Genomic DNA, 21,656 nt, shown 5'->3' on the forward strand with positions numbered 1-21,656 from the left:
ATGCGGGGCGCGATTTCACTCGGAGGCCGGGTCGTTCAAAGCGCGGCCTTGCATGTTGCGATCTGCAGCCTCCTCGCATCCCCGGCTGTCGCTCTCCCCCCGGCCGCCGAGTCGGGGCCGTGCTCTCTTGACGCTGCGGCGCCGGCGACAGTCGCCGCCGTCGACGAGGACTTCGAGCTGCTGCTCGACGATGGACGGCGCGCGGCGATCAGTGGCCTCGAATTCCCGCCGCCCGCCGCGGCGCCGCAGCGGGATCTGCGCGCGGCCGCCCATAAACGTCTCTCCAGCTGGATCGTGGGGCGGGATGTTTTCGTCGCCGCCTTCGGCGGCGCGACCGACCGCTGGGGGCGCACGCCGGCGCGGGCCTATGCTCCGACGGGGGACGGCGCGGCGGCGCCGATCGTCTCGGTCGGCGCGGCGCTTCTCGAAGAGGGGCTCGCCCGCTTCCGACCCGACCTTTCCGCGGCTCCCTGCGCGGCCGATTATCGCATGGCGGAGGCGACAGCCCGGGAGGCGGCGCGAGGCCTCTGGGCCGAGCCGGCGGCGCGCCCTGTCATGGCCGGAGAGGGCGCCGCGGCGGCGCTGCAGGGCCGCAAGGGCATGACGCTTTTGGAAGGAAGAATAACCTCGATTGGCGAAACCAAGGCGACGGTCTACCTGAATTTTGGCCAAAAGCGCGCCGATAACGCGTCAGTCGTGGTGTTGCGCCGCAATTTGGCTATTTTGCAAGCGTCGGGAATCGATCCCAGGACGCTCGTGGGGCGGTTGGTGCGCGTACGAGGACTTGTTGAGGCAGCTTTTGGACCGCGCATCGAGATTTCGTCGCCCGCCGAGATTGAGATTCTTGAGCCTGCCGCGCCTTGAGCGTCTGCCGCGCGCGGGCTTGGCGCTCGCCTGCGTGTTCGCGCTCGCCAATTGCGCAGAATTGGAGCGGCAGGGACGCCTCTTTTCCCCGACCCCGACGCCGTCGCCGGAGAAAGCCGCAGCGCCCAAGACCGACAATCGCGCCTCTGTCCAGCACAAGGAGCTGGTGGCGCAGTTTGGAGGCGAATATCAGGCGCCGACCGCCGAGCGCTACCTCGACGCCATTCTCGCCAAGCTCGCCCAGGCCAGCGACACGCCGGGTCAGGCCGCCTATAAGGTCACGATCCTGAACACGCCGGTGGTCAACGCCTTCGCGCTGCCCTCCGGCAATCTCTATGTGACCCGCGGGCTGTTGGCGCTCGCCTCCGACGCCTCGGAGGCGGCGGCGGTGATGGCCCATGAAATCGCCCATGTCACGCTGCGCCACAGCGCGTTGCGCGCCGAGAAGGAGCGCGAGGCGGCGGTGATCTCTCAGGCCGCCACCGTCATTCAGAACCGGCAGAAAGGCGAAGAGGAGCGCTCCAAGCAGCGGCTATCGGTGGCGAGCTTCTCGCGGCAGCAGGAGCTCGACGCCGACGAGGCGGGCGTCAAGGTGATTGCACGGGCGGGCTACGACCCTTATGGCGCGGCGCGCTTTCTTACCGCCCTCGGCCGCTCCTCCGAGCTGCGCCAGTCGCTTTACGGCAAGCGCAAGGACTCGATGGGTTTCGACATCATGTCCACCCATCCTTCGACGCCGGAGCGCGTCGCCCGCGCCGTCGCCGTGGCAAGGCAGATCGGCGCGCCCGGCATCGGCCAGCGCGACCGCAACGGCTATCTGGCGGCGATCAACGGCCTGGCCTTCGGCGACGATCCGATGGAGGGCTACGTCCGCGATCGCAAATTCACCCATCCGCGGATGCGTTTCACCTTCGTCGCGCCGGAAGGGTTCCTGCTGGAGAATTCGAGCGAAGCTGTTTTCGGCGTGCGGCAGGCCGACAATGAAGCCCTGCGTCTCGACACGGTGCGCAGCCCCAATTTCGAGAGCCTCGAAGCCTATCTGAGCTCTGGCTGGGTCGACGGGCTGCTTGCGTCCACAGTCAGAAAGCTCGAGATCAACGGCCTTCCCGCCGTCACGGCGGTCGCGCGCGCCGGCGAGTGGAATTTCCGCATCGCCGTCATCCAGTCCGGGGAGTATCTCTATCGACTGATTTTCGCGGCGCGGTCGCTGACCGAAGAGGCGGAGAAACGCTTCGACGACTCCATCCTGTCGTTTCGCCGAATCACGCCGGAAGAGGCGCGCGAGGCCCATACGCTCAAGATAACCGTTGTCTCGGCAGGCCTCGGGGACACGGCCGAAAGCCTCGCCGCGCAGATGACGACGCCCAATCGACCGCTGGAATATTTCCGGCTTCTCAATGGCTTAGATCAAAATGAGTCGGTTAGTCCGGCTGAACGTTACAAAATCGTAACGGAGTGACGCCGGGGCGTCTCGGAACATGACGCGCACCCGCGGGTTGAACGCTTAGACTCGTTCAAATGCGCGGATATCTCTCGATGCCATTTTGAGATAGCGCGCTATGGAGATTGGGCCATGGCGTATCTTCCGGGACTCGGCAGGGAGCTGATGAAGGCGGCGGCGGACGCTCCTTTCCTCGAACGAGAGGAGGAAAAGGTTCTGGCGATCGCCTGGCGCGAACACGGCGATCGGCATGCGCTTCACAAGCTGACGGCCGCCCATATGCGGCTGGTCATCGCCATCTCCGCCAAGTTCCGCCACTATGGCCTGCCGATCGCCGATCTGGTGCAGGAAGGCCATGTGGGCCTGCTCGAGGCCGCGGCCCGCTTCGCCCCCGAGCGGGACGTGCGCTTCTCGACTTACGCCACCTGGTGGATCCGCGCCTCGATTCAGGACTACGTGCTGCGCAACTGGTCGATCGTGCGCGGCGGCACCAGCTCGACGCAGAAGGCGCTGTTCTTCAACCTGCGTCGCCTGCGCGCCCGTCTATCGCGGGAGCCCGGCGCCGTCAGCGCCGCCGAGGCTTATGAGAGCATCGCACAGACCTTGGGCGTCTCGCGCGCGGACGTCGAGATGATGGATTCCCGTCTTTCCGGCTCCGACGTTTCGCTCAACGCCCAGCTCGTGGACGACGAGGCGGCGGGATCGGCGCAGCGCATGGATTTCCTCGTCGACGACGCGCCTTTGCCGGACGAGGTCGTGGAGCAAAATCTGGACTCGGACCGCCGCGCCAAATGGCTGAAGGACGCCCTCGCCATTCTCTCCGAACGCGAATTGCGCATCGTGCAGGAGCGCCGGCTCACGGAGAATCTGGTCACCCTGGAAACGCTCGGCGACAAGCTCGGAATCTCGAAGGAGCGCGTGCGCCAGATCGAAAGCCGCGCCCTGACCAAGTTGCGCAAGGCGCTTTCCCGTCTCAAGGACGACGAACGGCCCGAGGAGGCGTCGCCGACGCCGTGAGGGCGGCGAACCGATGATGAAACAAAAAGCGCCTCGTGCCGGGAAGCACGAGGCGCTTTTCTTATCGGCTCACTTAGAGTCAAGCGGCGCGGTCGACGTCCTCTTCATCCGCTTCGTCGGCGACCTCCGCGTCGGTCTTCTGACCGCGGCGCGGACCCTTCTGGAGGAAAGACTCGATCAGCTTCAACGCTTCCGAGTCAATCAGCTTGCGCACCGCCGCAACCTCGCGCGCCATACGGTCGAGCGCCGCCTCGTAGAGCTGGCGCTCGGAGTAGGACTGCTCCGGCTGCGTGTCCGAGCGGTAGAGGTCGCGCACCACTTCCGCGATGGTGACGAGATCGCCGGAGTTGATCTTGGCCTCATATTCCTGCGCGCGGCGCGACCACATGGTGCGCTTGACGCGCGCGCGGCCGCTCAACGTCGCCAAAGCCTTTTCCACCACATTGGTCTCGGCGAGCTTGCGCATGCCGACGTTCGCGACTTTGCTGGTCGGCACCTTGAGGATCATCTTGTCCTTGATGAAGGACACGACGAAAAGCTCAAGGCTGAAGCCCGCGACTTCCTGGGTCTCCATGCCGACGATCTGGCCGACGCCATGCGCCGGGTAGACAATGAACTCGTTAAGTTTGAACCCATGTTTCGGGCCGGCTGGCTTGGCCTTCGCCGGCGCGGGCGCCGGTCTGGCGACGGCCTTGGTTTCAGTCACAGTCTTTTCGGCGGCGACGGGCGCCGTCATAACGGAGGGCTCGTTTCTTTTTGCCAATTTTTTATCTTCGCCGGCTGTCGGGGTTGAGGAGGTCTTTCCTGCCGCCGCAGGGGCGGCTGGGAAGCGGGGAGCGCCGTTGCGCGCGGCCGTCGCCGCGGCGGAGGCAGGAGCCGTGGGAGCGACTCTCGCAGCGGGCGCGTCCACCAACTTGACGGGCTTCGGCGCAGACTGCTGAAGGGCGGGCTGGGGCCTGGCGACCGTGGTCGTCGCGGCCGGCTTTGCCGGCGAAGCGGTCTTTGCCGCCGTCGCGACGGCGGCAGGCGTGACCGGCCTTGCGGCGGGCGCACCCTTGTCCGAACGCGCCGGGCTCGCCGGGCTCTTTGCCGGCTTGGCGACGGCCTTCACGGGGGCTGCTGTTTCGACGGTCTTGTCGGCCGCCGCCCGGATGCCCGCCTTCGGCTTTGAAGACGCGCGTGCGCTCGCCGACCCCGCTGGGACGGTCGCCGCCGCGCTGGTCTTTGCGGCGGTCTTCGCTGTCTTGGCGGCTGATTTCTTGGGCGCCGCTGCAGCCGTCGCCCGCGCCTTCGCTGCGGATTCGTCCGCCACTCCGGATGCGCTCTTGGTCACGGAAACCTTTGACGGGGAAATCTTCGTCGCCGCAGTTTTCGCCGCTAGAGTCTTGGTCGCCGCGCTTCTCGCCGGGGAGGTTCTGGACGCGGCCTGGGTCGCCTGGCCGCTTGAACGCCGGGACGCCGCAACTGCGCTCGTCCCTTTTGATTTTTCGTTCTTTTTGGCGGACGGCATACGCGGGGCACTCCTTCTGCGTCCCGCTGTGGAGACGGGACGAATTACAGACCGACCCACCCCAGGATCATTCCGATCCCGCCAGGCAGGTTTATGGTTCTGACACCTTAGCTAGAGGCGCGGCGATGTTGGGCTGAGGAAGCTGAAGCCAAGCGCGCGCTTTCTCCTGCTGTGAGCAACTGGTGGTTTGGCCGCACGTCGATGCTGCGGCGCCTCCTGCCACACTGTATACCACGCAAGACAGCGAAAATCAAAGAGATTGACCCGCAAGGCCCAGCATAATGGCTTTGGCCGCGGTCGCCAACTCACTAAAAACACACGCGTTTCGCGTAAATTAATGTTGTGGAAAGCCTCAGGCGCCCAACGCAGGCGCCTCTCGAACAGGCCGAAGCGATTCGGCGCCCTGAAACCGGGCGCCGAACCCCGTCAGTCGCCCTGGCCAGGCTCGGGTGAGAAATGGGCCTCGAACTTCCCCGGCTTGCCGTCCCATTCCTTGGCGTCGGCCGGCGGCTCGCGCTTGATGGTGATATTGGGCCAGTTCTGCGCCATCTCGGCGTTGAGCTGCAGCCACTTCTCCAGGTTCTCCTCCGTGTCCGGCTTGATCGCCTCGGCCGGGCACTCCGGCTCGCAGACGCCGCAGTCGATACATTCGTCCGGATGGATCACCAGCATATTTTCGCCTTCGTAGAAGCAGTCCACCGGACAAACTTCCACGCAATCCATATACTTGCACTTGATGCAGTTTTCCGTGACGACATAGGTCATGTGAACATCTCTTGAGGGTCCTGCGCGGATTGCTGCGCTAGCTAGCGTTTTTGCCGCCGTCACGCAAGGCGTGCATGATGCCGCAATGGGCGCTGGCGCCAAACGTTTAGGATCGGCTTTCGACGGGTAGCATATGACAGAAGTTGGACTGGGAGCGACCGTGCCGCATGTGCAAACAATGACGGCGCGCGCGCTTCTCCTTGGCGAACGCATCGACACCGCCGGGCTGGAGCGCGCCGACCTCGTATCGACCGCGCCGCTCGCCTTTCACGCCGGGCAGGCGGGCTTCGCCGTGCTCTATCGGTTCGGCGTCGCCGTGCTCTTCGGCCTCTCGCCGCTCGAAGAGGACGAGATCGTCACGCGAATCGGCGCGCGGGTCGCCGGCGCCTCGCGCGGCGACGACGAGACCCTGGTGATCGAAACGACGCACGAGGGCGAGGACAAGGCGTTGCCCAACGGGCGCCTTGCGGTGAAGGACGTCTCCGAGCCGCGGCTGCTGGTTATCGCCGACGCTTTGGCTAAGAGCGTGGCGCTCGCCCGCGACGAGCGACGCGTCAACGCCGTCTTCGACACGGTCGAGCCCTTCGCCGCCGAACTCGCCAGCAAGGGCCGCCCGCCCTGGCGCCGCAAGGCGATGTTGGAGCTCATCGGCCAGACGCTGCTCGTGCGCCATCGCGTGTCCGGCCGCGTGGCCGTCGAGGACAAACCGGACGTCCTGTGGGACCGGCCCGATCTCGAGCGCCTCTATGCGCGTCTCGAAGACGAATATGAACTCGAGGCGCGCGGCCGCACGTTGAACGCCAAGATCGACGTCATCGGCGAGACGGCGCGCGCGTTGACCGATCTGATCGACGCCGACCGGTCCGTGCGGCTGGAATGGATCATCATCGTGCTGATCGCGATGGAGATCGTTCTTTCCTTTTTCGAGATGTCGCTCGGGCAGCGTCACCGTACGATGCAGCCACCGAGCGCAGTCCACGGGTCCGCGCCTGAAAGCCATGTGAAGCCCGGAAGTTGATGCCGTGCAAACGTGTATTGCCGCTTGGCGTAGTGACGCGTGTCGAGCTTGCCCCGCATAACGGCCTCCTCCCGCGACATGCGCCCGTCGAGAAAGGCGATGAGGTGCGGCACGCCATGGGCGCGCATGGCGGGCAGCGTCGCATCGAGTCCGCGCGCGCGCAAGGCTGCGACTTCCTCGAGCGCGCCACAGGCCATCATCTTCTCGAAGCGGGCGTCGATGCGTTCATAGAGCGTCTCGCGCGCGGGGGCCAGAAAGAAAGCAGGGCTCGCGGCGTCGATGAGCGGCGCGCTCCGCGGCCCCTGGAAGGAGGCGAGCGGCTTGCCGGTGGCGGCGAAGACTTCGAGCGCGCGCAGGATGCGCTGCGGATCGGTGGGACGCAGGCGCGCGGCCGTTTCGGGATCGCAGGCGGCGAGCTCCGCATGCAACAGCTGCGGGCTTTTGCCTTGCGCCGCCTCGCGCACGCTGGCGCGCACGTCGTCGGGCACCACCGGAATGTCGGAAAGGCCGTAAAGCGCCGCCTTGAAATACATGCCGGTGCCGCCGGCGATGACCGGCGGCGCGCCGCGCGCCGCAAGCTCCGCAAGCGTCATTTGGAGATCGGCGAGATAGCGGCCCACCGAATAATTCACAGCGGCGTCGACATGGCCGAAAAGACGATGCGGGACCTCGCTCTCTTCCTGGGGCGTCGGCCGCGCCGTGATGATGCGCAGGTCGCGATAGACTTGCATCGAGTCGGCGTTGACCACGGCGCCGCCGATCCGCTTCGCCACATCCATGGCGAGCGCAGACTTGCCCGAGGCGGTCGGACCTGCAATGAGAATGGCGCGTGCGGACATGGCGCTATTGCGGCGTAAATGAGCGAGATGTCAAAGGTTGATGCAATCGTCGCGACCTTTGTCGCGGGGCAGGGCGCGGCGCTCGACGAGGCGACCGTGCGGCGCGCGCTCAAAGAGGCGGGCGTCGGCGGCGCGGCGCTCGACTGGCTCGCGCCCGGCCTCGCAGCGGACGCGGTCTTCGACAGCGTCGATCTCGCCGGCCTGCGCACGCATCTGCCGTCGGCGCTTTCGGGCGAGCCGGTCGACGTCGTCGTGCAAGCGCTGGCGACGCGACGCAAACTCCTGCTCGTCGCCGATATGGATTCGACGATGATCGAGCAGGAGTGTCTCGACGAGCTCGCCGATTTCGCCGGGATGCGCGCGCGCATTTCGAAGATTACGGCGCGCGCCATGGCGGGCGAACTCGATTTCGAAGCGGCGCTCAGGGAGCGCGTGGCGCTTCTCGCGGGGGTGACGCTCGACGAGATCGAGACGCTTCTTACGCGTCTCACGCTCACGCCGGGAGCGCGGGCGCTCGTCTCCACAATGCGCGCGCATGGAGCGCATACGGCGCTCGTCTCTGGCGGTTTCACCCAATTCACGCAGCCGGTCGCGGAGCGTCTCGGTTTCCACGAGGCGCGCGCCAACCGACTCGACATCGTCGATCGCGCGCTCACGGGCGACGTGCTGGCCCCGGTGCAGGGGCGCGAGGGCAAACGGGCAGCGCTCGTTGAGCTGCGCGCCCGGCTCGGCCTGCCGAAGGCCGCAACGCTCGCCGTGGGCGACGGCGCGAACGATCTCGATATGCTTCGCGAGGCGGGACTGGGCGTCGCCTACCACGCCAAGCCCAAAGTGGCGGAAGCCGCTCATGCGCGAATCTACTCCGCCGACCTCACCGCGCTGCTTTACGCGCAGGGTTACCGAAAGGCCGACATTGTCGAACAGTAGATCGGCGCTGACCGCTTCGTCGCTCCGCCAACGCCGGCGCTAACCGGAAGGAGCAATCGAGGCCGTGACGTGGCGCTCGATCGCTCCGTTCCTTGCCTCGCGGCCTCAGTCGACCGGCAGCGCGACGAAATGCGCGTCGCCCTGGCCGTTGGCTACGATCAGCAGCGCGGTCTTCTTGCCCGACTCCTTCAGCGCCTTGATCTTCTTGACCGCGTCGGCAGGGTCGTTGACCGGCTCCTGATTGACTTCGAGAAGTATCTCGCCCGGTTGCAGCCGCTTCTCGGCGGCGCTGGAGGAGGGGTCGACCGAGGTGATCAGCACGCCGGTCTTGACCGCGTCCTTGATCTGATAGCGCGCCCGCAGCTCGTCGGTGAGGCGCGAGAGCTCGAGACCCAAAGCGCTCTGCGCCGCCGGCCCGGTCGGCTCGGATTTCTCCTTGCCTTCGTCGCGCGAGGCGACCTTCTCGCCGTCCTCGAGGCGGCCGAGCTTCACCTTTTTCGTCTCTTCCTTGCCGCTGCGCATGATTACGAGTTCGACGTCCTTGCCGACCGGCGTCGCGGCGACGAGCTTCGGCAGATCGCGCGACTCCTTGATCGGCTTGCCGTCGAACCGGACGATGACGTCGCCGGCTTTGATGCCGGCGGGCTTCGACGGTCCCTTGTCGTCGACTCCGGCGACGAGCGCGCCGCGCACCGAGCCAAGGCTGAGAGTCTCGGCGATGGCGTCGTCGACGTTCTGGATGCGCACGCCGAGCCAGCCGCGGCGGGTCTCGCCATATTGCTGGAGCTGCTCGATCACGGGCAGAACGGTGTTGGCGGGCGTCGCGAAGCCGATGCCGACCGAGCCGCCGGACGGCGACAGGATCGCGGTGTTGATGCCGATGACCTCGCCATCCAGGTTGAACAGCGGGCCGCCGGAATTGCCCTTGTTAATCGAGGCGTCGGTCTGGATGTAATTGTCGTAGGGGCCGCTGTCGATGTTGCGGTTGCGCGCCGAGACGATGCCGGCCGTCACCGAACCGCCGAGCCCGAAGGGATTGCCGACCGCAAGCACCCAGTCGCCGACGCGCGCCTTGTCGCTGTCGCCGAATTTCACCGCCTTGAGCGGCTTCTCGGGCTTCACTTTCAGAACCGCGACGTCGACTTTCTGGTCCTTGCCGAGAACCTCCGCCTTCAGCTTCTGCCCGTCGTTGAAGATGACCGTCACTTCATTGGCGTCGGAGATGACGTGGTTGTTGGTGATGATGACGCCGGACGGATCGATCACGAATCCCGAGCCGAGCGAAGACGACTTCCGCTGGCGCGGCAGGTCGGGCATGCCCTGGCCCTGGCGGCGGCGAAAGAATTCCTCGAAGAGATCGTCGAAGGGCGCGCCCGGACCCATCCCCGGCGGCAGGCCCGGCATGTCGCCGCCCTTGCGCTTGGTCTCGACCGTCTGAGTGGCGGAGATATTGACGACGGCGTCGGACACCTGGTTGGAGAGATCGGCGAGGGAATCTGGGCCCTTGGCCAACGCCGGACCAGCGAGCCAGAGGGAAGTCGCCGTCGCGAGAGCCATGGCGGCGCGACGAAATGCGGATGTCATGCGGGCTGTCTCCTAGTGGGACGCTGGACCTTTAGCGCGCTTTGCGGTTGCAGGGAAGCGTCCAACCGGCAAGAAGGCGCGCCAATTCAACAATATGGAAGAATTCCGACCAAACCTGCCGTCGGGTGCGGTCCGAATTCCGCGGCGCCTATCGCTTTCGCGGCGGCTCCGGAGTCGCTGGCGCGCTCGTCGCCTCGGCGGGGCTTTCTGGGGCCGAGAAGAAACGGAAGAAGTCGGAACGCGGACTGACCAGGAAGCGCGTCTCTCCCGGCTTGAAAGCCGCCTCATAGGCCTGCATCGAGCGATAAAAGGCAAAGAAGTCCGGATCCTTGCCAAAGGCGTCAGCGAAAATGCGGTTGCGCGCCGCATCGCCGTCGCCCTTGATCTGGTCGGCCTGTTGCTGGGCTTCCGCCTTGAGCACGATCACGTCGCGGTCGGCCTTGGCCGTGATCTTCTGCGCCTGTTCGGAACCCTGCGCGCGATATTCCGCCGCTTCGCGCTGACGCTCGGTCTGCATGCGGCCATAGACCTTCTCAGAGATTTGCTGGGGCAGGTCGACGCGGCGGATGCGGGCGTCGACCACCTGCACGCCGAAGCGCCGCGCTTCCGCGTCGGCCTGCTCCTTGATCCGCGCCATCAAAGCGGCGCGCTCGTCGCGCACGATCTGCTGCTGATTGGCCTCGGAGAGAACGCGTCGCACGGCGGAATTCAGCACCGAGCCGAGCTGGTTGTTGGCGCCCAGCACGCTGTTGACGGACTGGTAGAATTTCAACGCGTCGACGATGCGGTAGCGGATGAAGCTGTCGACCTCGAGCCTCTGATTGTCGGCGGCGAGCACTTCCAGATTCGGGCTTTCGACGTCGAGAATGCGATTGTCGAAACTCACGACGTTCTCGATCAGCGGGATCTTGAAGTGCAGGCCGGGCTCGGTGATCAGGCCGCGGCCGGCGACCGGTTCGCCAAAGCGCAGAACCAGCGCTTGCTCGGTCTGCTCGACGGTGAAGAGCGCGCCGCCGACGGCGGCGAGACCGATCAGCGCGAGTATGGCGAAGACGAAGAGAAGGCCGTTTTTCACTTCTGGCCTCCACGGAAAGGCGCGAAAGAGGGCAGGGGCATGAAGGGCGCGACGCTGGCGCCGCCCTTGGCGGGATCGTCGAGAATGACTTTCTCGGCGCCGCCGAGCACCCGCTCCATCGTTTCGATGTAGAGACGCTCGCGAGTCAGCGCCGGCGCGTTCTTGTACTGCTCGTAAATCTTCTCGAAGCGGCCGGCCTGACCCCGCGCCTCGGCGACAGTCTGTTCGCGATAGGCTTCAGCTTCCTGAAGGATGCGGGCGGCGGCGCCGCGAGCCTCCGGCACGACGCGATTGGCGTAGGCTTCCGCCTCATTGCCGAGGCGCTGCAAATCCTGCTGCGCCGCGGTGACGTCGCGGAACGCGGCGATGACCTGCTGGGGCGGATCGACCGAGAGCAGCAGCACCTGCAGCACCAGCACGCCGCTGTGATAATCGTCGAGCACCTTCTGCATCAGCGACTGGCAGGCCGGTTCGATCAGCTTGCGGTCGGCGGTGAGGATTTTCTGAATCTGCGACTGGCCGACGATCTCGCGCATCGCGCTTTCGGCCACGGCTTTCACCGTCGTCTGCGGGTTGGCGACGTTGAAGGCGTAATCTTCGGGCTTCGAGGGATCGATCTGCCAGATCACCCGAAACTTGACGTCGGCGATATTCTCGTCGCCCGTCAGCATCAGGCTCTCCTCCGGCGCCTCGGGGCTCAGACGCGGGCTCTGCGGGCCACGCCGACGCCCCTCGGCCGGCGCGGCGTCTTCGCGGAAGCCGACGTCGGTGACGTTGCGGTCGGTCACGGCGAGCTTGATCACCGAGCCGACAGGGGCGGGCAGATTGTAGTTGAGGCCCGCCTGGGTCTTTCCGCGATATTTGCCGAAGATCAGGTTGAGGCCGATCTCGTTGGGCCCCACCGTGTAGAAGCCCGACAGCAGCCAGGCGAGCAGGGTGAGGAGGACGAGGATCGCGATTCCGCTGCCGCCAAAGCCCGACGGCAGCAGTTGCTTGAGCCCTTCCTGGCTGCGGCGAAGGATTTCCTCAAGGTCTGGCGGCTGGCCGCCGCCGGAGCCTTGCCCCCACGGCCCGCCAGGCTGTCCCCATGGATCATTGTTTTGATTGCGCGGCCCGCCGTGATCGCTCCAGGGCATTTCATCTCGCGAGAAAAGAGGAATGTGGCCTCAGGCGCGGCTTCGCCACGCCTCCGATGTTATAGGCATTCGGCGCGGTGGCGGCAATGACGGGCGACCTACATGCAACAGGGTGGAGGGTCGATCGATGATTCGCGACTACGTAAATATCGCCGCTAATGAACGGACTTTTCTGGCTTGGATTCGGACCGGCGTCGCCGTCATCGCGCTTGGATTCGTCATCGAACGGTTCAATTTGTTCCTGCTCGCCATGGCCGGAGAGGCCGGAGAGTCGGCCCTGTTCAGGCTGCACCGCCTCGCGAGCCCGACCGGCCGCTACGGCGGCATGGCGCTGGTCGGCGCCGGCGTCGTGCTGATCATGGTGGCGACGATCCGCTTCCTGCACACGGCCCGTCTGCTCGAGGACGATGGCGCGCATACGCCGGGGGCGACGCGCGTCACGCTCATCGCGCTGTCGGCGCTGGTGCTCGGCGTCGCGGGGTTCAGCGCCTATCTCGCGGTCGGCTGATCAGCCGAACCAGACGAAGGCGAAGGAAATGAGCAGCGCCAGGGCGAAACCGATCAGGGCGTTGATCAGAAAGCTGTTTCCAAATTCGTTCACGGCCAGACCTTCCTCCCCGCGACGGCGAGGGGGCTGGCGGAGACGGTGGGATTCGAACCCACGATAGGGTTTCCCCTATAACGATTTAGCAAACCGTCGCCTTCAGCCTCTCGGCCACGTCTCCATCCGCGCGACGCGCGGTCAGCGACATATGCCAAAGCGCCATTCTCTTGGCAAGCAGCGGCCGCCGCGCCGGCAAAATTCTTCGCTACGACACTGTCAAAGCAGTCATCGCCCTCCTGTGGCTGGCGAGCTGCACGATTTCGGCTCGTGAAGGCTAAGAATAAATTGTCAAGCTAACGCTCGTTAACCAAATTAATACTTAAGCTTAGCTGTAATCCCGTGACTTTTACGCAACAGCACAATCCCAATGTGTGGTTAAGCTTACGCCTGATCGATGGATTCCGTTGACTGTGCAGGGGGCGTGCTGATGGATAGGGCCATGGCTGAGCGGGGAAAGAATCGTTTCTCCGGCCAGGCCTGGCCAAGAAGTTGGGAGCGTGCGCTTGGGCGCGGTTCCAACAATATTTGTTCAAAGAGGCTGGAATGAAGAAAATCGCTCTTTCCGTCGCCGCGCTCGCGCTGTCCGCTGGGGCCGCGCTTGCCGCCGATCTTCCCTACCGCAAGGGCCCGCCGGTCCTGCCGCCGCCGCCGCCGCCGCCGCCCATGTGGACCGGCTTCTACGTCGGTCTGAACGCTGGCGGCACCTGGGCCAACAGCAACCAGCAGGTCGTGGCCGTCGGCCCGGTCGGCGCCGGTCCGTTCTGGTCGCCCGGCATCCTGAACCTCGAGCAGGCCAGCTATCTCGGCGCCTTCACCCTGGCGGCCTCCGGCTCCGGCTTCAACTCCGGCAACAACGGCGGCTTCATCGGCGGCGGCCAGATCGGCTACAACTGGCAGTTCTACAACAGCTTCGTTGTGGGCCTCGAGGCCGACATCCAGGGCATCGCCGGCACCAACGCCTCGCGCACCTTCGCGACCGGCGCCGCGGTTCCTGGCGTGGTCGGCACGGCCCTCGGCGACAGCTTCGCGGGCATTCACTCGGTGCGCGGCAGCCTCGACTATCTGGGCACGGTGCGCGGCCGCCTCGGCTGGCTGTTCACGCCCACCCTGCTGGTCTACGGCACGGGCGGTCTCGCTTACGGCGGCGTGACGCTGAACTATGCGTCGTCGGTCGTTCCGGGCGGCATCACCGGCCTGTTCATGGGCCCGAGCTTCGGCGGCGTGAACTTCTCCAATACGCAGGTCGGCTGGACGGCCGGCGGCGGTCTCGAGTGGATGTTCTGGCCGAACTGGTCCGCCAAGGTCGAGTATCTGTATTATGACCTCGGCACCGTGCGCCAGAACTTCGCGCTGGGCTCGACCGACAGCACGCTGCAGGCTCTCGGCTTCGCCGTTCCCGCCGACTCGGCGATCTTCGGCGGCCAGGTTCGCGCCCGCATCAACGGCAATATCGTTCGCGCCGGCGTGAACTATCACTTCAACTGGGGCGCTCCCGCTCCGGTCGTCGCGAAATACTGATCTAACCTTTCACTTCAAGGCAAGCACAGGAGCCCGGCCGCAAGGCCGGGCTCTTTTTTTTGTGTCCTTCGCGCCACAGTCGACCGAAAAGCGGCGGCGGGAAATGGCAAAGGTCAAGAACGGCCAAGGTCGAGCAAAAAGAAGGGGAGGCGCACGGAGCGATTGTCGCGACTGGGCCGAGGCTACTTCAGAGCGCGGCGCGATTGGTTGCGTCGTCTAGCCGACGAAGAGGATGAAATGAAAAAGATTGCGCTTTCTTTTGCCGCTTTGGCGCTGACGGCGGGCTCCGCCCTCGCCGCTGATCTTCCTTCGCGCAAGGGCCCGCCGGTCCTTCCTCCGCCGCCCCCGCCGCCCCCGCTGTGGACCGGCTTCTACGTCGGTCTGAACGCTGGCGGCACCTGGGCCAATAGCAACGGCCAGTATCTGGCGGTGGCCCCGGTCGGCGCGGATGCGACATGGGGGAACGCCGGCGCCCAGCAGAGCCAGTATCTGGCCGCTTTCTCCTCCGCGGCCTCCGCCTCGGTCGTCAACTCCGGCGCCAACGGCGGCTTCATCGGCGGTGGTCAGATCGGCTACAACTGGCAGTTCTACAACAGCTTCGTTGTGGGTCTCGAGGCCGACATCCAGGGCCTCGCCGGCAACAGCGGAGCCCGCTCGGTGACCAACGCCGTTTCGGTTGGCTCGTTCTTGCAGCGGCGCACCGACGACGGCTTCGCCTCGATCACCAGCGGGCGCGCCAGCCTCGATTACCTCGGCACGGTCCGCGGTCGCCTCGGTTGGCTCTTTACGCCGACCCTGCTTGTCTACGGCACGGGCGGTCTCGCCTATGGCGGCGTCAATCTCAACACGGCCACGACCGTTTCGGCAATTGGCTCCAGCCCTTGGGCCGTGGCTCAGCCGGTTTCGTTCGGGGGCGTGAACTTCTCGAATACGCAGGTCGGCTGGGCGGCTGGCGGCGGCCTCGAGTGGCTGTTCTGGCCGAACTGGTCCGCGAAGGTCGAATATCTTTATTACGATCTCGGCACGGTGACGCAGAACTTCGCCATCGCGACGTCAGATCCGGTCACCGGCGGCAGCGCCGTCTTTGGCGGCCAGGTTCGTGGCCGCATCAACGGCAACATCGTCCGCGCCGGCCTGAACTATCACTTCAACTGGGGTTCCCCGGCCCCGGTCGTCGCAAAATACTGATCGACCTCGATCTCGACGATAGAAAGCCTGGCTGTGAAGCCAGGCTTTTTGCATTCCGGACCGCTGGCGCGATTGACTCGGCGGAGGGGCAGGGGAAACGCCCGAGCTTTGACAGCTCATGTCTTTCGCGGTCCAGTCGGTTGTGCGTCGGCTCGGAGCGGACTAGCGTGAGCGAGAGTATTCCTGACGATGGAAAGTTCCGTGCACCGCGATGATTTTTTCGACCTGATCGATCGCCTCGCCGCTGCGGACCGGATCGAGGCTGCGTCCGAGATCATCCGAGATTTTACCGGAGCGTGGGGCTTGCATAACGTGGCCTATGCTGCGCTCAACCTGCCGGCTCCTGGCGCGCCGCGTCCGCTGTTGTCGGTGACCTATTCGGCGGAGTGGCAGAAACACTATGCCCAGAGCGGCTATGTCGACCTCGACCCGATCGTCCGCTCGGGACTGGGCGGGATTCTGCCGATCGACTGGGCGCAGATCGACCGCAGCGACCCGATCATCCGCAAATTCTTCGGCGAGGCCCAGGAACTCGATGTCGGCGCGAATGGCCTCTCCATTCCGGTGCGTGGCCGCCTCGGCGAATTTGCGCTTTTTTCCGTCACCAGCAACGAACCGGATCCCGAATGGCGCGCCATGAAGGACGAATTAATGCGGGACCTGATGATTCTCGCATTCAATTTCCACGCGGCGACCTTGCGCGCGTGCGGCGTCGCGGATGAGACGGGCGTCCATCTTCCCCCCCGCGAGGCCAGTTGCCTGCGATGGAAAGCGCTGGGCAAGACGGACGACGACATCGGTCGGATTCTCGGAATCAGCTCGCACACTGTCCGATTCCACCTGGAATCCGCGCGTTCGCGGTTGAACACCGCCAATACGACGCACACGGTCGCCAAGGCTCTCGCGCTCGGCTTGATCAACATGTCCTACGAGCCGACGCATCTCTTCCCCAAAAAACGCCAGTAACCTCCTATTTTTGGGAGGTCGAATTGCCTCCCGCAAGGGCACACCTCCCATTTTCGGGAGGTGATAACCCACTGACATTGCTTCAATTTCTCATAATCGTAAAGCTTACGATGAGGGGATTAAGCAATGATTAAAATGATACCGGGCGAATGGCGCGACCGCTATCCGAGGCTCATCGACGAAATGCACCGGCTGCGCCGCAGCGTATTCCACGAGCGGTTGAAATGGCAGGTGAGCGTCATCAACCGGTGGGAGATCGACGGCTATGACGCGCTCGATCCGCTCTATGTCCTGTCGCTCGACGAACAGGAGCATGTGATTGGCGGACTTCGGCTGCTGCCGACCACTGGCTTCAACATGCTCAACGACACGTTTCCGGAGCTTTTGCCGGACGGCGCGCGAATCGCGAGCCCGCTGATCTGGGAATCGAGCCGTTTCACGGTGCGCATGACGGGCGACACGCGGGTGGATGTCCCGACCATCAGCCGCGCTACGGCCGAACTGGGGCTGGCGCTCAACGAAATCGGCAAGGCCGCGTCGCTTTCGCATATCGTCACGGTTTATGACCGCGTCATGCACCGGATGCTGATGCGTTGCGGTTGCGCGGGCGATCCGCTCGGTCCGCCGCAGATGATCGGCGGCGTCGAAACCTATGCCGTTCTTTATGAAGTTGGCCCTGGGTGGGACGCGCGCGTGCGCAACCTCGCCGGAGTAGCGAATGTCGCGCTGGAGCCGGACGCCATCGGCGCGATGCGGGCGCGGCTGCTGGCCTCGTGACACCGACACAATCGCAGCAAGAAACAAAGGAAAGGGCAGATCATGATCCGAGTTGTGACCTACAGAAACTTCCCAATGCTCGACCTGCAAATAGAAGAAGCGTATCGGCGCCGCCGAGACGCAAGGTCAGTGGCCGTCGTCGCGGACATTGAAGACGTCGCCATTGTCTCGCTTCGCAACCGCAAGGCGCGCGCAAAATTGAGCCGCGATTGGTTGCGCAGGCTGGTCTGGGACGTCGAGGCGCTTGCCAAGGCGCCGAACAGGACTCGCCCTCGACGGGATCCGTGCTGTCTATCGCGAACGCGACGCAGACCCGCGAGACACGTCGAGGAGGGCTAAGTCGCCAAAAAACATCCTTGCCGGGCGCGCGTCGTCGCGCCCGGCGCATGTTCTCAGTTGACGTACGCCGTGATCGCGAAAGTGACGGCGGCGGCGGCGGCGAGTATCGAGACAATGGCGGTGAACGAGCTCATGACTTTTCCCTCTGCCTCTAGCGGCGACGCCGTCACCGGCTCTTTCCGGGCGATTAACGGCGGCGCGACATATTAACGCACCCTGTTTGGGGGAGGCGCAAGCGGGAAAAGTTGTGCGGCGCACGATAGTCGTCCGCGTCGCATCCCGCCGTGCTGAGATAAGCCCTATCGATTCCCGCGCAAAAGGGACCCCCGCATCGCAGCGACGATCCCAGCCAGGGTCAGGCCTCAGGCAATCGCCTGCAGCCGTTCGCGTAAATCGCCAATTTCCCTTTCCGCCGTGACTTGCTTGGTCACGTCATACTGGACGCCGAGAAAGTAAATCAGCGCTCCCTGCTCGTCGAACAGCGGCGTGATGTTGAGTTTGTTGTAGAACAACTCGCCGCTCTTGCGATAATTGCGCAGAATGACCTCGACCGGCTGGCGGTTTCGAATCGCTTCGCGCAGACGCTGCAGGCCTTCCTGGTCTCGATCCTCGCCCTGCAGGAACCGACAGTTCCGGCCGAGAATTTCATTTGGCGCGTAGCCGGTGATCTCCTGAAACGGCTTGTTGGCGTAAACGATCGGGGCGTCCTCGAGATCGGGGTCGGTCAGCGTGACGCCATTGACGCAGGTGTCGAAGATGGTCGTCAGGATTTCGGGAATAAGCTCCGATTCCTTGCGGACCGAGAAAATCTGGGCCTTGTCTTGCGCTTTGGCCCGCGCCCAGACGCGATAGGCGGAGGGCGCCATGCCGGCGTAGCGACGGAAGGCGCGGCGAAAGCTCGCCTCGTCGATAAACCCCGCGCTGGCCGCCAATTCTTTCACCGGCTTGGCGCTGGTCTCGAGCAGCGTGCGCGCTGTTTCGACGCGAACGCGATCGATGAAGCTCTTCGGCGATTCGCCACAGGCGAGCTTGAGCCTGCGATGCAGGGTGCGTTCGGAGGTGGAAAGCGCGCGCGCCAGACCCTGAGCGTTGAAGTCCGCGTCGGACTGCCGGACGATCCGCTCCGCCTCCGCCAAAAAGGCGTCCGCGCTTCCGGAAACCGCGACAGGGCCATAGGCGCCGCCGTGGCCGCCCTTGGCGGGCGTCGTGTCGCCGAGCGTGAAATCGGCGGCGATGCGCCCCGCCTCCGCGCCGCAGAGCGCCTTGAGGGCGTAGAGGCCGACGTCGATCCAGGACATCGGCCCGGCCGCAGTGACGACGCGACGGTCGTCGATCAATCGCGCGCCCCAGGCCAGGTCGGCGCGGGGGTAGCGTTTCTTGAGGTCCTCATTGTGCCACCAGCTGGTCGTGCAACGGCGTCCATCGAGCAGGCCCGCTTCGCCGAGGAGGAACACGCCGGAGCCGCATCCGCCGACCAGCGCGCCGCGGGAATGATGTCGACGAAGCCACGCCGCCGCGCCGGCCAAGGGCGCCATGTCCGGTACCTCGCCTTCCGGGCCCGGCGCGAAACTTGGAATAATAATGGCGTCGCAGACGGCGATTTCCTCGAAAGAGGTCTCCACCTCGTGACGCGCTCCCGCGCCGTCCTGAATCGGGCGGCCCCCGACGCCGGCGGTCACCGTGCAAAAATCGGCGCCCGGGGAATCGTCCGGCAAAGCGGCGCTAATCCTGCGCTGGGCCAGCGAAAACAAGTCGGATAGGCCTATGAAAGCGGAGCCGAGACAGCCGTCCAGGCCCGCAATGACGATCTTGAGCATGCCATCCCACCGATTTTGTTTTTGGCGAATTATGGACTGGATTTGGCTATTTCGCCATCCTGACCTAGGATGTCGCCAACCTCATGTTGAGTATGGCGAGGGCGTCCGTCCTCCGTCATGATGCTGTTATACGGGCTGCTTCGACCCCGCGGAGTCGGCGGGGCGCGCCCAGGGAGGTGCAAATGAAGGCGAATTGGAAGAAATATTTGCCTTGGGTCGTCTTCGTCGCCGTCGCGGTGGTTCTGTTTGCGATGTTCCAGCATCAGCAGTCCCGCACGCCAGCGCGCGAAATCACCTTCAGCGAGCTGCTGGTGCAGATCGATGAAGGCCGCGTGCATGACGTCACGATCGCGGGCAATGAAATCACCGGACACTTCAACGACAACCGCTCGTTCACGACCTATGCGCCCAACGATCCGTCGCTGGTGCAGAAGCTCGAGGCGAAGAAGGTGCAGATCAGCGCGCGGCCGGGCGGCGAGAATCCGGGCTGGCTGTCGACTCTGCTCGTGAACGGTCTGCCGCTGCTGCTGTTCATCGGCGTCTGGATCTATATGGCGCGTCAAATGCAGGGCGGGGCCGGCGGCCGCGCCATGGGCTTCGGCAAATCCAAGGCCAAACTCCTCACCGAGACCCAAGGCCGCGTCACTTTCGAGGACGTTGCGGGGGTTGACGAGGCGAAGGAGGATTTGCAGGAGATCGTGGAGTTTCTGCGCGATCCGGGCAAGTTCCAGCGTTTGGGCGGTCGGATTCCGCGCGGCGTGCTGCTGGTCGGCCCGCCCGGCACGGGTAAGACGCTGCTGGCCCGCGCCATCGCCGGCGAAGCGGGCGTGCCGTTCTTCTCGATCTCGGGTTCGGACTTCGTGGAAATGTTCGTGGGCGTCGGCGCAAGCCGCGTGCGCGACATGTTCGACCAGGCCAAGAAGAACGCGCCCTGCATCATCTTCGTCGACGAGATCGACGCGGTGGGCCGTCACCGCGGCGCCGGGCTCGGCGGCGGCAACGACGAGCGCGAGCAGACCTTGAACCAGCTGCTCGTCGAGATGGACGGCTTCGAGGCGAATGAAGGCATCATCCTCATCGCCGCGACCAACCGTCCGGACGTGCTCGATCCGGCGCTGATGCGTCCGGGCCGCTTCGACCGCCAGATCCAGGTGCCGAACCCGGACTTCATCGGCCGCGAGAAGATCCTGAAGGTGCACGCCCGCAAGGTGCCGCTGGCGCCGGACGTGGACTTGAAGGTCGTGGCGCGCGGCACGCCGGGCTTCTCGGGCGCGGATCTGATGAACCTCGTCAACGAGGCGGCGCTGCTGGCGGCGCGGCGCTCGAAGCGGATCGTGACGAACCAGGAGTTCGAGGACGCCCGCGACAAGATCATGATGGGCGCGGAACGCCGCACGCTCAGCATGACCGAGGAGGAGAAGAAGCTCACGGCCTATCACGAGGGCGGGCACGCTCTGGTGCAGCTCACGGTGCCGGGGGCGATGCCGATCCACAAGGCGACGATCATCCCGCGCGGCCGCGCGCTGGGCATGGTGCAGGGCCTTCCGGAGCGCGATCAGGTGTCGCAGACCTATGAGCAGCTCACCGCGATGCTGGCGATCGCCATGGGCGGCCGCGTGGCGGAGGAGCTGATCTTCGGCCACGACAAGGTGACGTCTGGGGCGGCCTCCGACATCCAGCAGTGCACGCGGGTGGCGCGGGCGATGATCACGCAGCTTGGCTTCTCGGACAAGCTCGGGACCGTGGCCTACGCCGAGCCGCAGCAGGAGCAGTTCCTCGGCTATTCGCTCGGCCGCCAGCAGACCCTCTCGGAGGCGACGCAGCAGACGATCGACGCGGAGGTGCGGCGTCTGGTTCAGGAGGCCTATGACAAGGCCAGGCAGATCCTGACCGAGAAGCGGGCGCAGCTCGACACGCTGGCCAATGGCCTGCTGGAGTTCGAGACCCTGACCGGCGAGGAGATGCGCGGGCTGCTGCAGGGCAAGCGCCCCGTGCGCGAGGACACGAGCGCCACGACCCCGCAGCCGCCGCGCGGCTCCGCGGTGCCGACCACCGGACACAAGCCAGAGCCCGATGTCGGCGACGGGGTCGCGCCCCAGCCCGTCTAAAGCGGCGCGCCGCTAACCGAAAAGGCCCGGTTCACGCCGGGCCTTTTTTATTTGCATTCAACTGTCTCACCCCCGAGCCCGGGTTGATGTTGCGTCGCAAAATCAATCGATTGCGGCGGCCAGGGCATGGCGGTTTTTGGCATCAGATTGGCGACAAAGTCAC

19 protein-coding genes and 1 tRNA gene are annotated in these 21,656 nt (G+C 65.1%); 12 read left to right on the forward strand and 8 right to left on the reverse strand.

The genetic code is table 11. The features are described from left to right. Positions 1–48: 48 nt before the first annotated feature. The 3 genes from ACETII_RS16395 to ACETII_RS16405 all read left to right on the forward strand — a co-directional run bounded on the left by ACETII_RS16395 (position 49) and on the right by ACETII_RS16405 (position 3,322). On the forward strand, positions 49–864 hold the full coding sequence (locus ACETII_RS16395) for a thermonuclease family protein (RefSeq protein WP_472786199.1): 816 nt from the start codon (positions 49–51) through the stop codon (positions 862–864). Further along, on the forward strand, positions 845–2,323 hold the full coding sequence (locus ACETII_RS16400) for a M48 family metalloprotease (protein WP_472786200.1): 1,479 nt from the start codon (positions 845–847) through the stop codon (positions 2,321–2,323). Before ACETII_RS16395 ends, ACETII_RS16400 begins: the two co-directional genes overlap by 20 nt. Positions 2,324–2,437: 114 nt before the next feature. Further along, the gene (locus ACETII_RS16405; protein WP_472786201.1) at positions 2,438–3,322 is read left to right on the forward strand and encodes an RNA polymerase factor sigma-32; all 885 of its coding nucleotides are present in this window, start codon (positions 2,438–2,440) and stop codon (positions 3,320–3,322) included. A 79-nt stretch (positions 3,323–3,401) separates the two neighbouring features. Here ACETII_RS16405 and ACETII_RS16410 read toward each other — a convergent pair whose 3' ends face one another. Beyond that, the gene (locus ACETII_RS16410; protein ID WP_472786202.1) at positions 3,402–4,058 is read right to left on the reverse strand and encodes a CarD family transcriptional regulator; all 657 of its coding nucleotides are present in this window, start codon (positions 4,056–4,058) and stop codon (positions 3,402–3,404) included. A 415-nt stretch (positions 4,059–4,473) separates the two neighbouring features. On the opposite strand from ACETII_RS16410, the gene ACETII_RS16415 reads away from it, so the two are divergent. After that, the gene (locus ACETII_RS16415) at positions 4,474–4,935 is read left to right on the forward strand and encodes a hypothetical protein (protein ID WP_472786203.1); all 462 of its coding nucleotides are present in this window, start codon (positions 4,474–4,476) and stop codon (positions 4,933–4,935) included. Positions 4,936–5,258: 323 nt separating this feature from the next. Here the strand turns inward: ACETII_RS16415 and fdxA are convergent, their stop codons facing one another. Beyond that, positions 5,259–5,597, reverse strand: a complete 339-nt coding sequence (gene fdxA, locus ACETII_RS16420) for a ferredoxin FdxA (protein ID WP_363347789.1) — start codon at positions 5,595–5,597, stop codon at positions 5,259–5,261. A 133-nt stretch (positions 5,598–5,730) separates the two neighbouring features. On the opposite strand from fdxA, the gene ACETII_RS16425 reads away from it, so the two are divergent. Continuing rightward, positions 5,731–6,615 (forward strand): RMD1 family protein, encoded by an 885-nt coding sequence (locus ACETII_RS16425; protein WP_472786204.1) that lies wholly within the window; start codon positions 5,731–5,733, stop codon positions 6,613–6,615. Here the strand turns inward: ACETII_RS16425 and miaA are convergent. After that, a complete protein-coding gene (gene miaA, locus ACETII_RS16430; RefSeq protein ID WP_472786205.1) occupies positions 6,543–7,454 on the reverse strand; it encodes a tRNA (adenosine(37)-N6)-dimethylallyltransferase MiaA in 912 nt (303 codons plus the stop codon). The two genes, ACETII_RS16425 and miaA, sit on opposite strands and share 73 nt — an antisense overlap. A 27-nt stretch (positions 7,455–7,481) precedes the next feature. Between miaA and serB the strand changes: the two genes are divergently transcribed. Next, positions 7,482–8,381 carry a phosphoserine phosphatase SerB gene (serB, locus tag ACETII_RS16435; RefSeq protein ID WP_472788181.1) on the forward strand — a complete coding sequence of 300 codons (900 nt, stop codon included), beginning with the start codon at positions 7,482–7,484 and terminating at the stop codon, positions 8,379–8,381. A 105-nt stretch (positions 8,382–8,486) separates the two neighbouring features. On the opposite strand, the gene ACETII_RS16440 is transcribed toward serB, so the two are convergent. The 3 genes from ACETII_RS16440 to hflK all read right to left on the reverse strand — a co-directional run bounded on the left by ACETII_RS16440 (position 8,487) and on the right by hflK (position 12,176). Beyond that, positions 8,487–9,965 (reverse strand): DegQ family serine endoprotease, encoded by a 1,479-nt coding sequence (locus ACETII_RS16440; protein ID WP_472786206.1) that lies wholly within the window; start codon positions 9,963–9,965, stop codon positions 8,487–8,489. Between the two features lie 148 nt (positions 9,966–10,113). After that, on the reverse strand, positions 10,114–11,040 hold the full coding sequence (hflC, locus tag ACETII_RS16445) for a protease modulator HflC (RefSeq protein WP_472786207.1): 927 nt from the start codon (positions 11,038–11,040) through the stop codon (positions 10,114–10,116). Beyond that, positions 11,037–12,176 carry an FtsH protease activity modulator HflK gene (gene hflK / locus ACETII_RS16450; RefSeq protein WP_472786208.1) on the reverse strand — a complete coding sequence of 380 codons (1,140 nt, stop codon included), beginning with the start codon at positions 12,174–12,176 and terminating at the stop codon, positions 11,037–11,039. The genes hflC and hflK overlap by 4 nt, the downstream gene beginning before the upstream one ends. Positions 12,177–12,303: 127 nt before the next feature. On the opposite strand from hflK, the gene ACETII_RS16455 reads away from it, so the two are divergent. Further along, entirely contained in the window at positions 12,304–12,684 is a 381-nt protein-coding gene (locus tag ACETII_RS16455; RefSeq protein ID WP_363347802.1) for a YidH family protein, read from the forward strand. 127 nt (positions 12,685–12,811) lie between these two features. Here the strand turns inward: ACETII_RS16455 and ACETII_RS16460 are convergent. Continuing rightward, positions 12,812–12,901 (reverse strand) — tRNA-Ser (locus tag ACETII_RS16460). Positions 12,902–13,323: 422 nt separating this feature from the next. Here ACETII_RS16460 and ACETII_RS16465 point away from each other — a divergent pair. From ACETII_RS16465 to ACETII_RS16480, 4 genes are all read left to right on the forward strand, one after another. Next, positions 13,324–14,298: an outer membrane protein gene (locus ACETII_RS16465; protein ID WP_472786209.1), complete on the forward strand. Its 975-nt coding sequence runs from the start codon at positions 13,324–13,326 to the stop codon at positions 14,296–14,298. Between the two features lie 237 nt (positions 14,299–14,535). Next, positions 14,536–15,486, forward strand: a complete 951-nt coding sequence (locus ACETII_RS16470; RefSeq protein ID WP_472786210.1) for an outer membrane protein — start codon at positions 14,536–14,538, stop codon at positions 15,484–15,486. 201 nt (positions 15,487–15,687) lie between these two features. Further along, positions 15,688–16,452, forward strand: coding sequence for a LuxR family transcriptional regulator (locus tag ACETII_RS16475; RefSeq protein WP_363347808.1), 765 nt, complete (start codon positions 15,688–15,690; stop codon positions 16,450–16,452). Between the two features lie 126 nt (positions 16,453–16,578). Next, positions 16,579–17,229 (forward strand): acyl-homoserine-lactone synthase, encoded by a 651-nt coding sequence (locus ACETII_RS16480; protein WP_363347810.1) that lies wholly within the window; start codon positions 16,579–16,581, stop codon positions 17,227–17,229. Positions 17,230–17,930: 701 nt separating this feature from the next. Here ACETII_RS16480 and ACETII_RS16485 read toward each other — a convergent pair. Continuing rightward, positions 17,931–19,385, reverse strand: a complete 1,455-nt coding sequence (locus ACETII_RS16485) for a GlxA family transcriptional regulator (protein WP_472786211.1) — start codon at positions 19,383–19,385, stop codon at positions 17,931–17,933. 182 nt (positions 19,386–19,567) lie between these two features. On the opposite strand from ACETII_RS16485, the gene ftsH reads away from it, so the two are divergent. Beyond that, positions 19,568–21,493: an ATP-dependent zinc metalloprotease FtsH gene (gene ftsH, locus ACETII_RS16490; protein WP_472786212.1), complete on the forward strand. Its 1,926-nt coding sequence runs from the start codon at positions 19,568–19,570 to the stop codon at positions 21,491–21,493. Positions 21,494–21,656: the final 163 nt, after the last annotated feature.

This window comes from Methylocystis sp. NC52PC (genome assembly GCF_055698645.1).

Bases quoted from the DNA above. Each gene is read 5' to 3' on its own strand.
- hflK (WP_472786208.1), bottom strand. From the start codon at position 12,176: ATGCCCTGGAGCGATCACGGCGGGCCGCGCAATCAAAACAATGATCCA.
- ACETII_RS16485 (WP_472786211.1), bottom strand. From the start codon at position 19,385: ATGCTCAAGATCGTCATTGCGGGCCTGGACGGCTGTCTCGGCTCCGCT.
- ACETII_RS16440 (WP_472786206.1), bottom strand. From the start codon at position 9,965: ATGACATCCGCATTTCGTCGCGCCGCCATGGCTCTCGCGACGGCGACT.
- ACETII_RS16405 (WP_472786201.1), top strand. From the start codon at position 2,438: ATGGCGTATCTTCCGGGACTCGGCAGGGAGCTGATGAAGGCGGCGGCG.
- miaA (WP_472786205.1), bottom strand. From the start codon at position 7,454: ATGTCCGCACGCGCCATTCTCATTGCAGGTCCGACCGCCTCGGGCAAG.
- ftsH (WP_472786212.1), top strand. From the start codon at position 19,568: ATGAAGGCGAATTGGAAGAAATATTTGCCTTGGGTCGTCTTCGTCGCC.
- fdxA (WP_363347789.1), bottom strand. From the start codon at position 5,597: ATGACCTATGTCGTCACGGAAAACTGCATCAAGTGCAAGTATATGGAT.
- ACETII_RS16410 (WP_472786202.1), bottom strand. From the start codon at position 4,058: ATGACGGCGCCCGTCGCCGCCGAAAAGACTGTGACTGAAACCAAGGCC.
- serB (WP_472788181.1), top strand. From the start codon at position 7,482: ATGTCAAAGGTTGATGCAATCGTCGCGACCTTTGTCGCGGGGCAGGGC.
- ACETII_RS16415 (WP_472786203.1), top strand. From the start codon at position 4,474: ATGCCCGCCTTCGGCTTTGAAGACGCGCGTGCGCTCGCCGACCCCGCT.
- ACETII_RS16455 (WP_363347802.1), top strand. From the start codon at position 12,304: ATGATTCGCGACTACGTAAATATCGCCGCTAATGAACGGACTTTTCTG.
- ACETII_RS16470 (WP_472786210.1), top strand. From the start codon at position 14,536: ATGAAAAAGATTGCGCTTTCTTTTGCCGCTTTGGCGCTGACGGCGGGC.
- ACETII_RS16425 (WP_472786204.1), top strand. From the start codon at position 5,731: ATGACAGAAGTTGGACTGGGAGCGACCGTGCCGCATGTGCAAACAATG.
- ACETII_RS16465 (WP_472786209.1), top strand. From the start codon at position 13,324: ATGAAGAAAATCGCTCTTTCCGTCGCCGCGCTCGCGCTGTCCGCTGGG.
- ACETII_RS16480 (WP_363347810.1), top strand. From the start codon at position 16,579: ATGATTAAAATGATACCGGGCGAATGGCGCGACCGCTATCCGAGGCTC.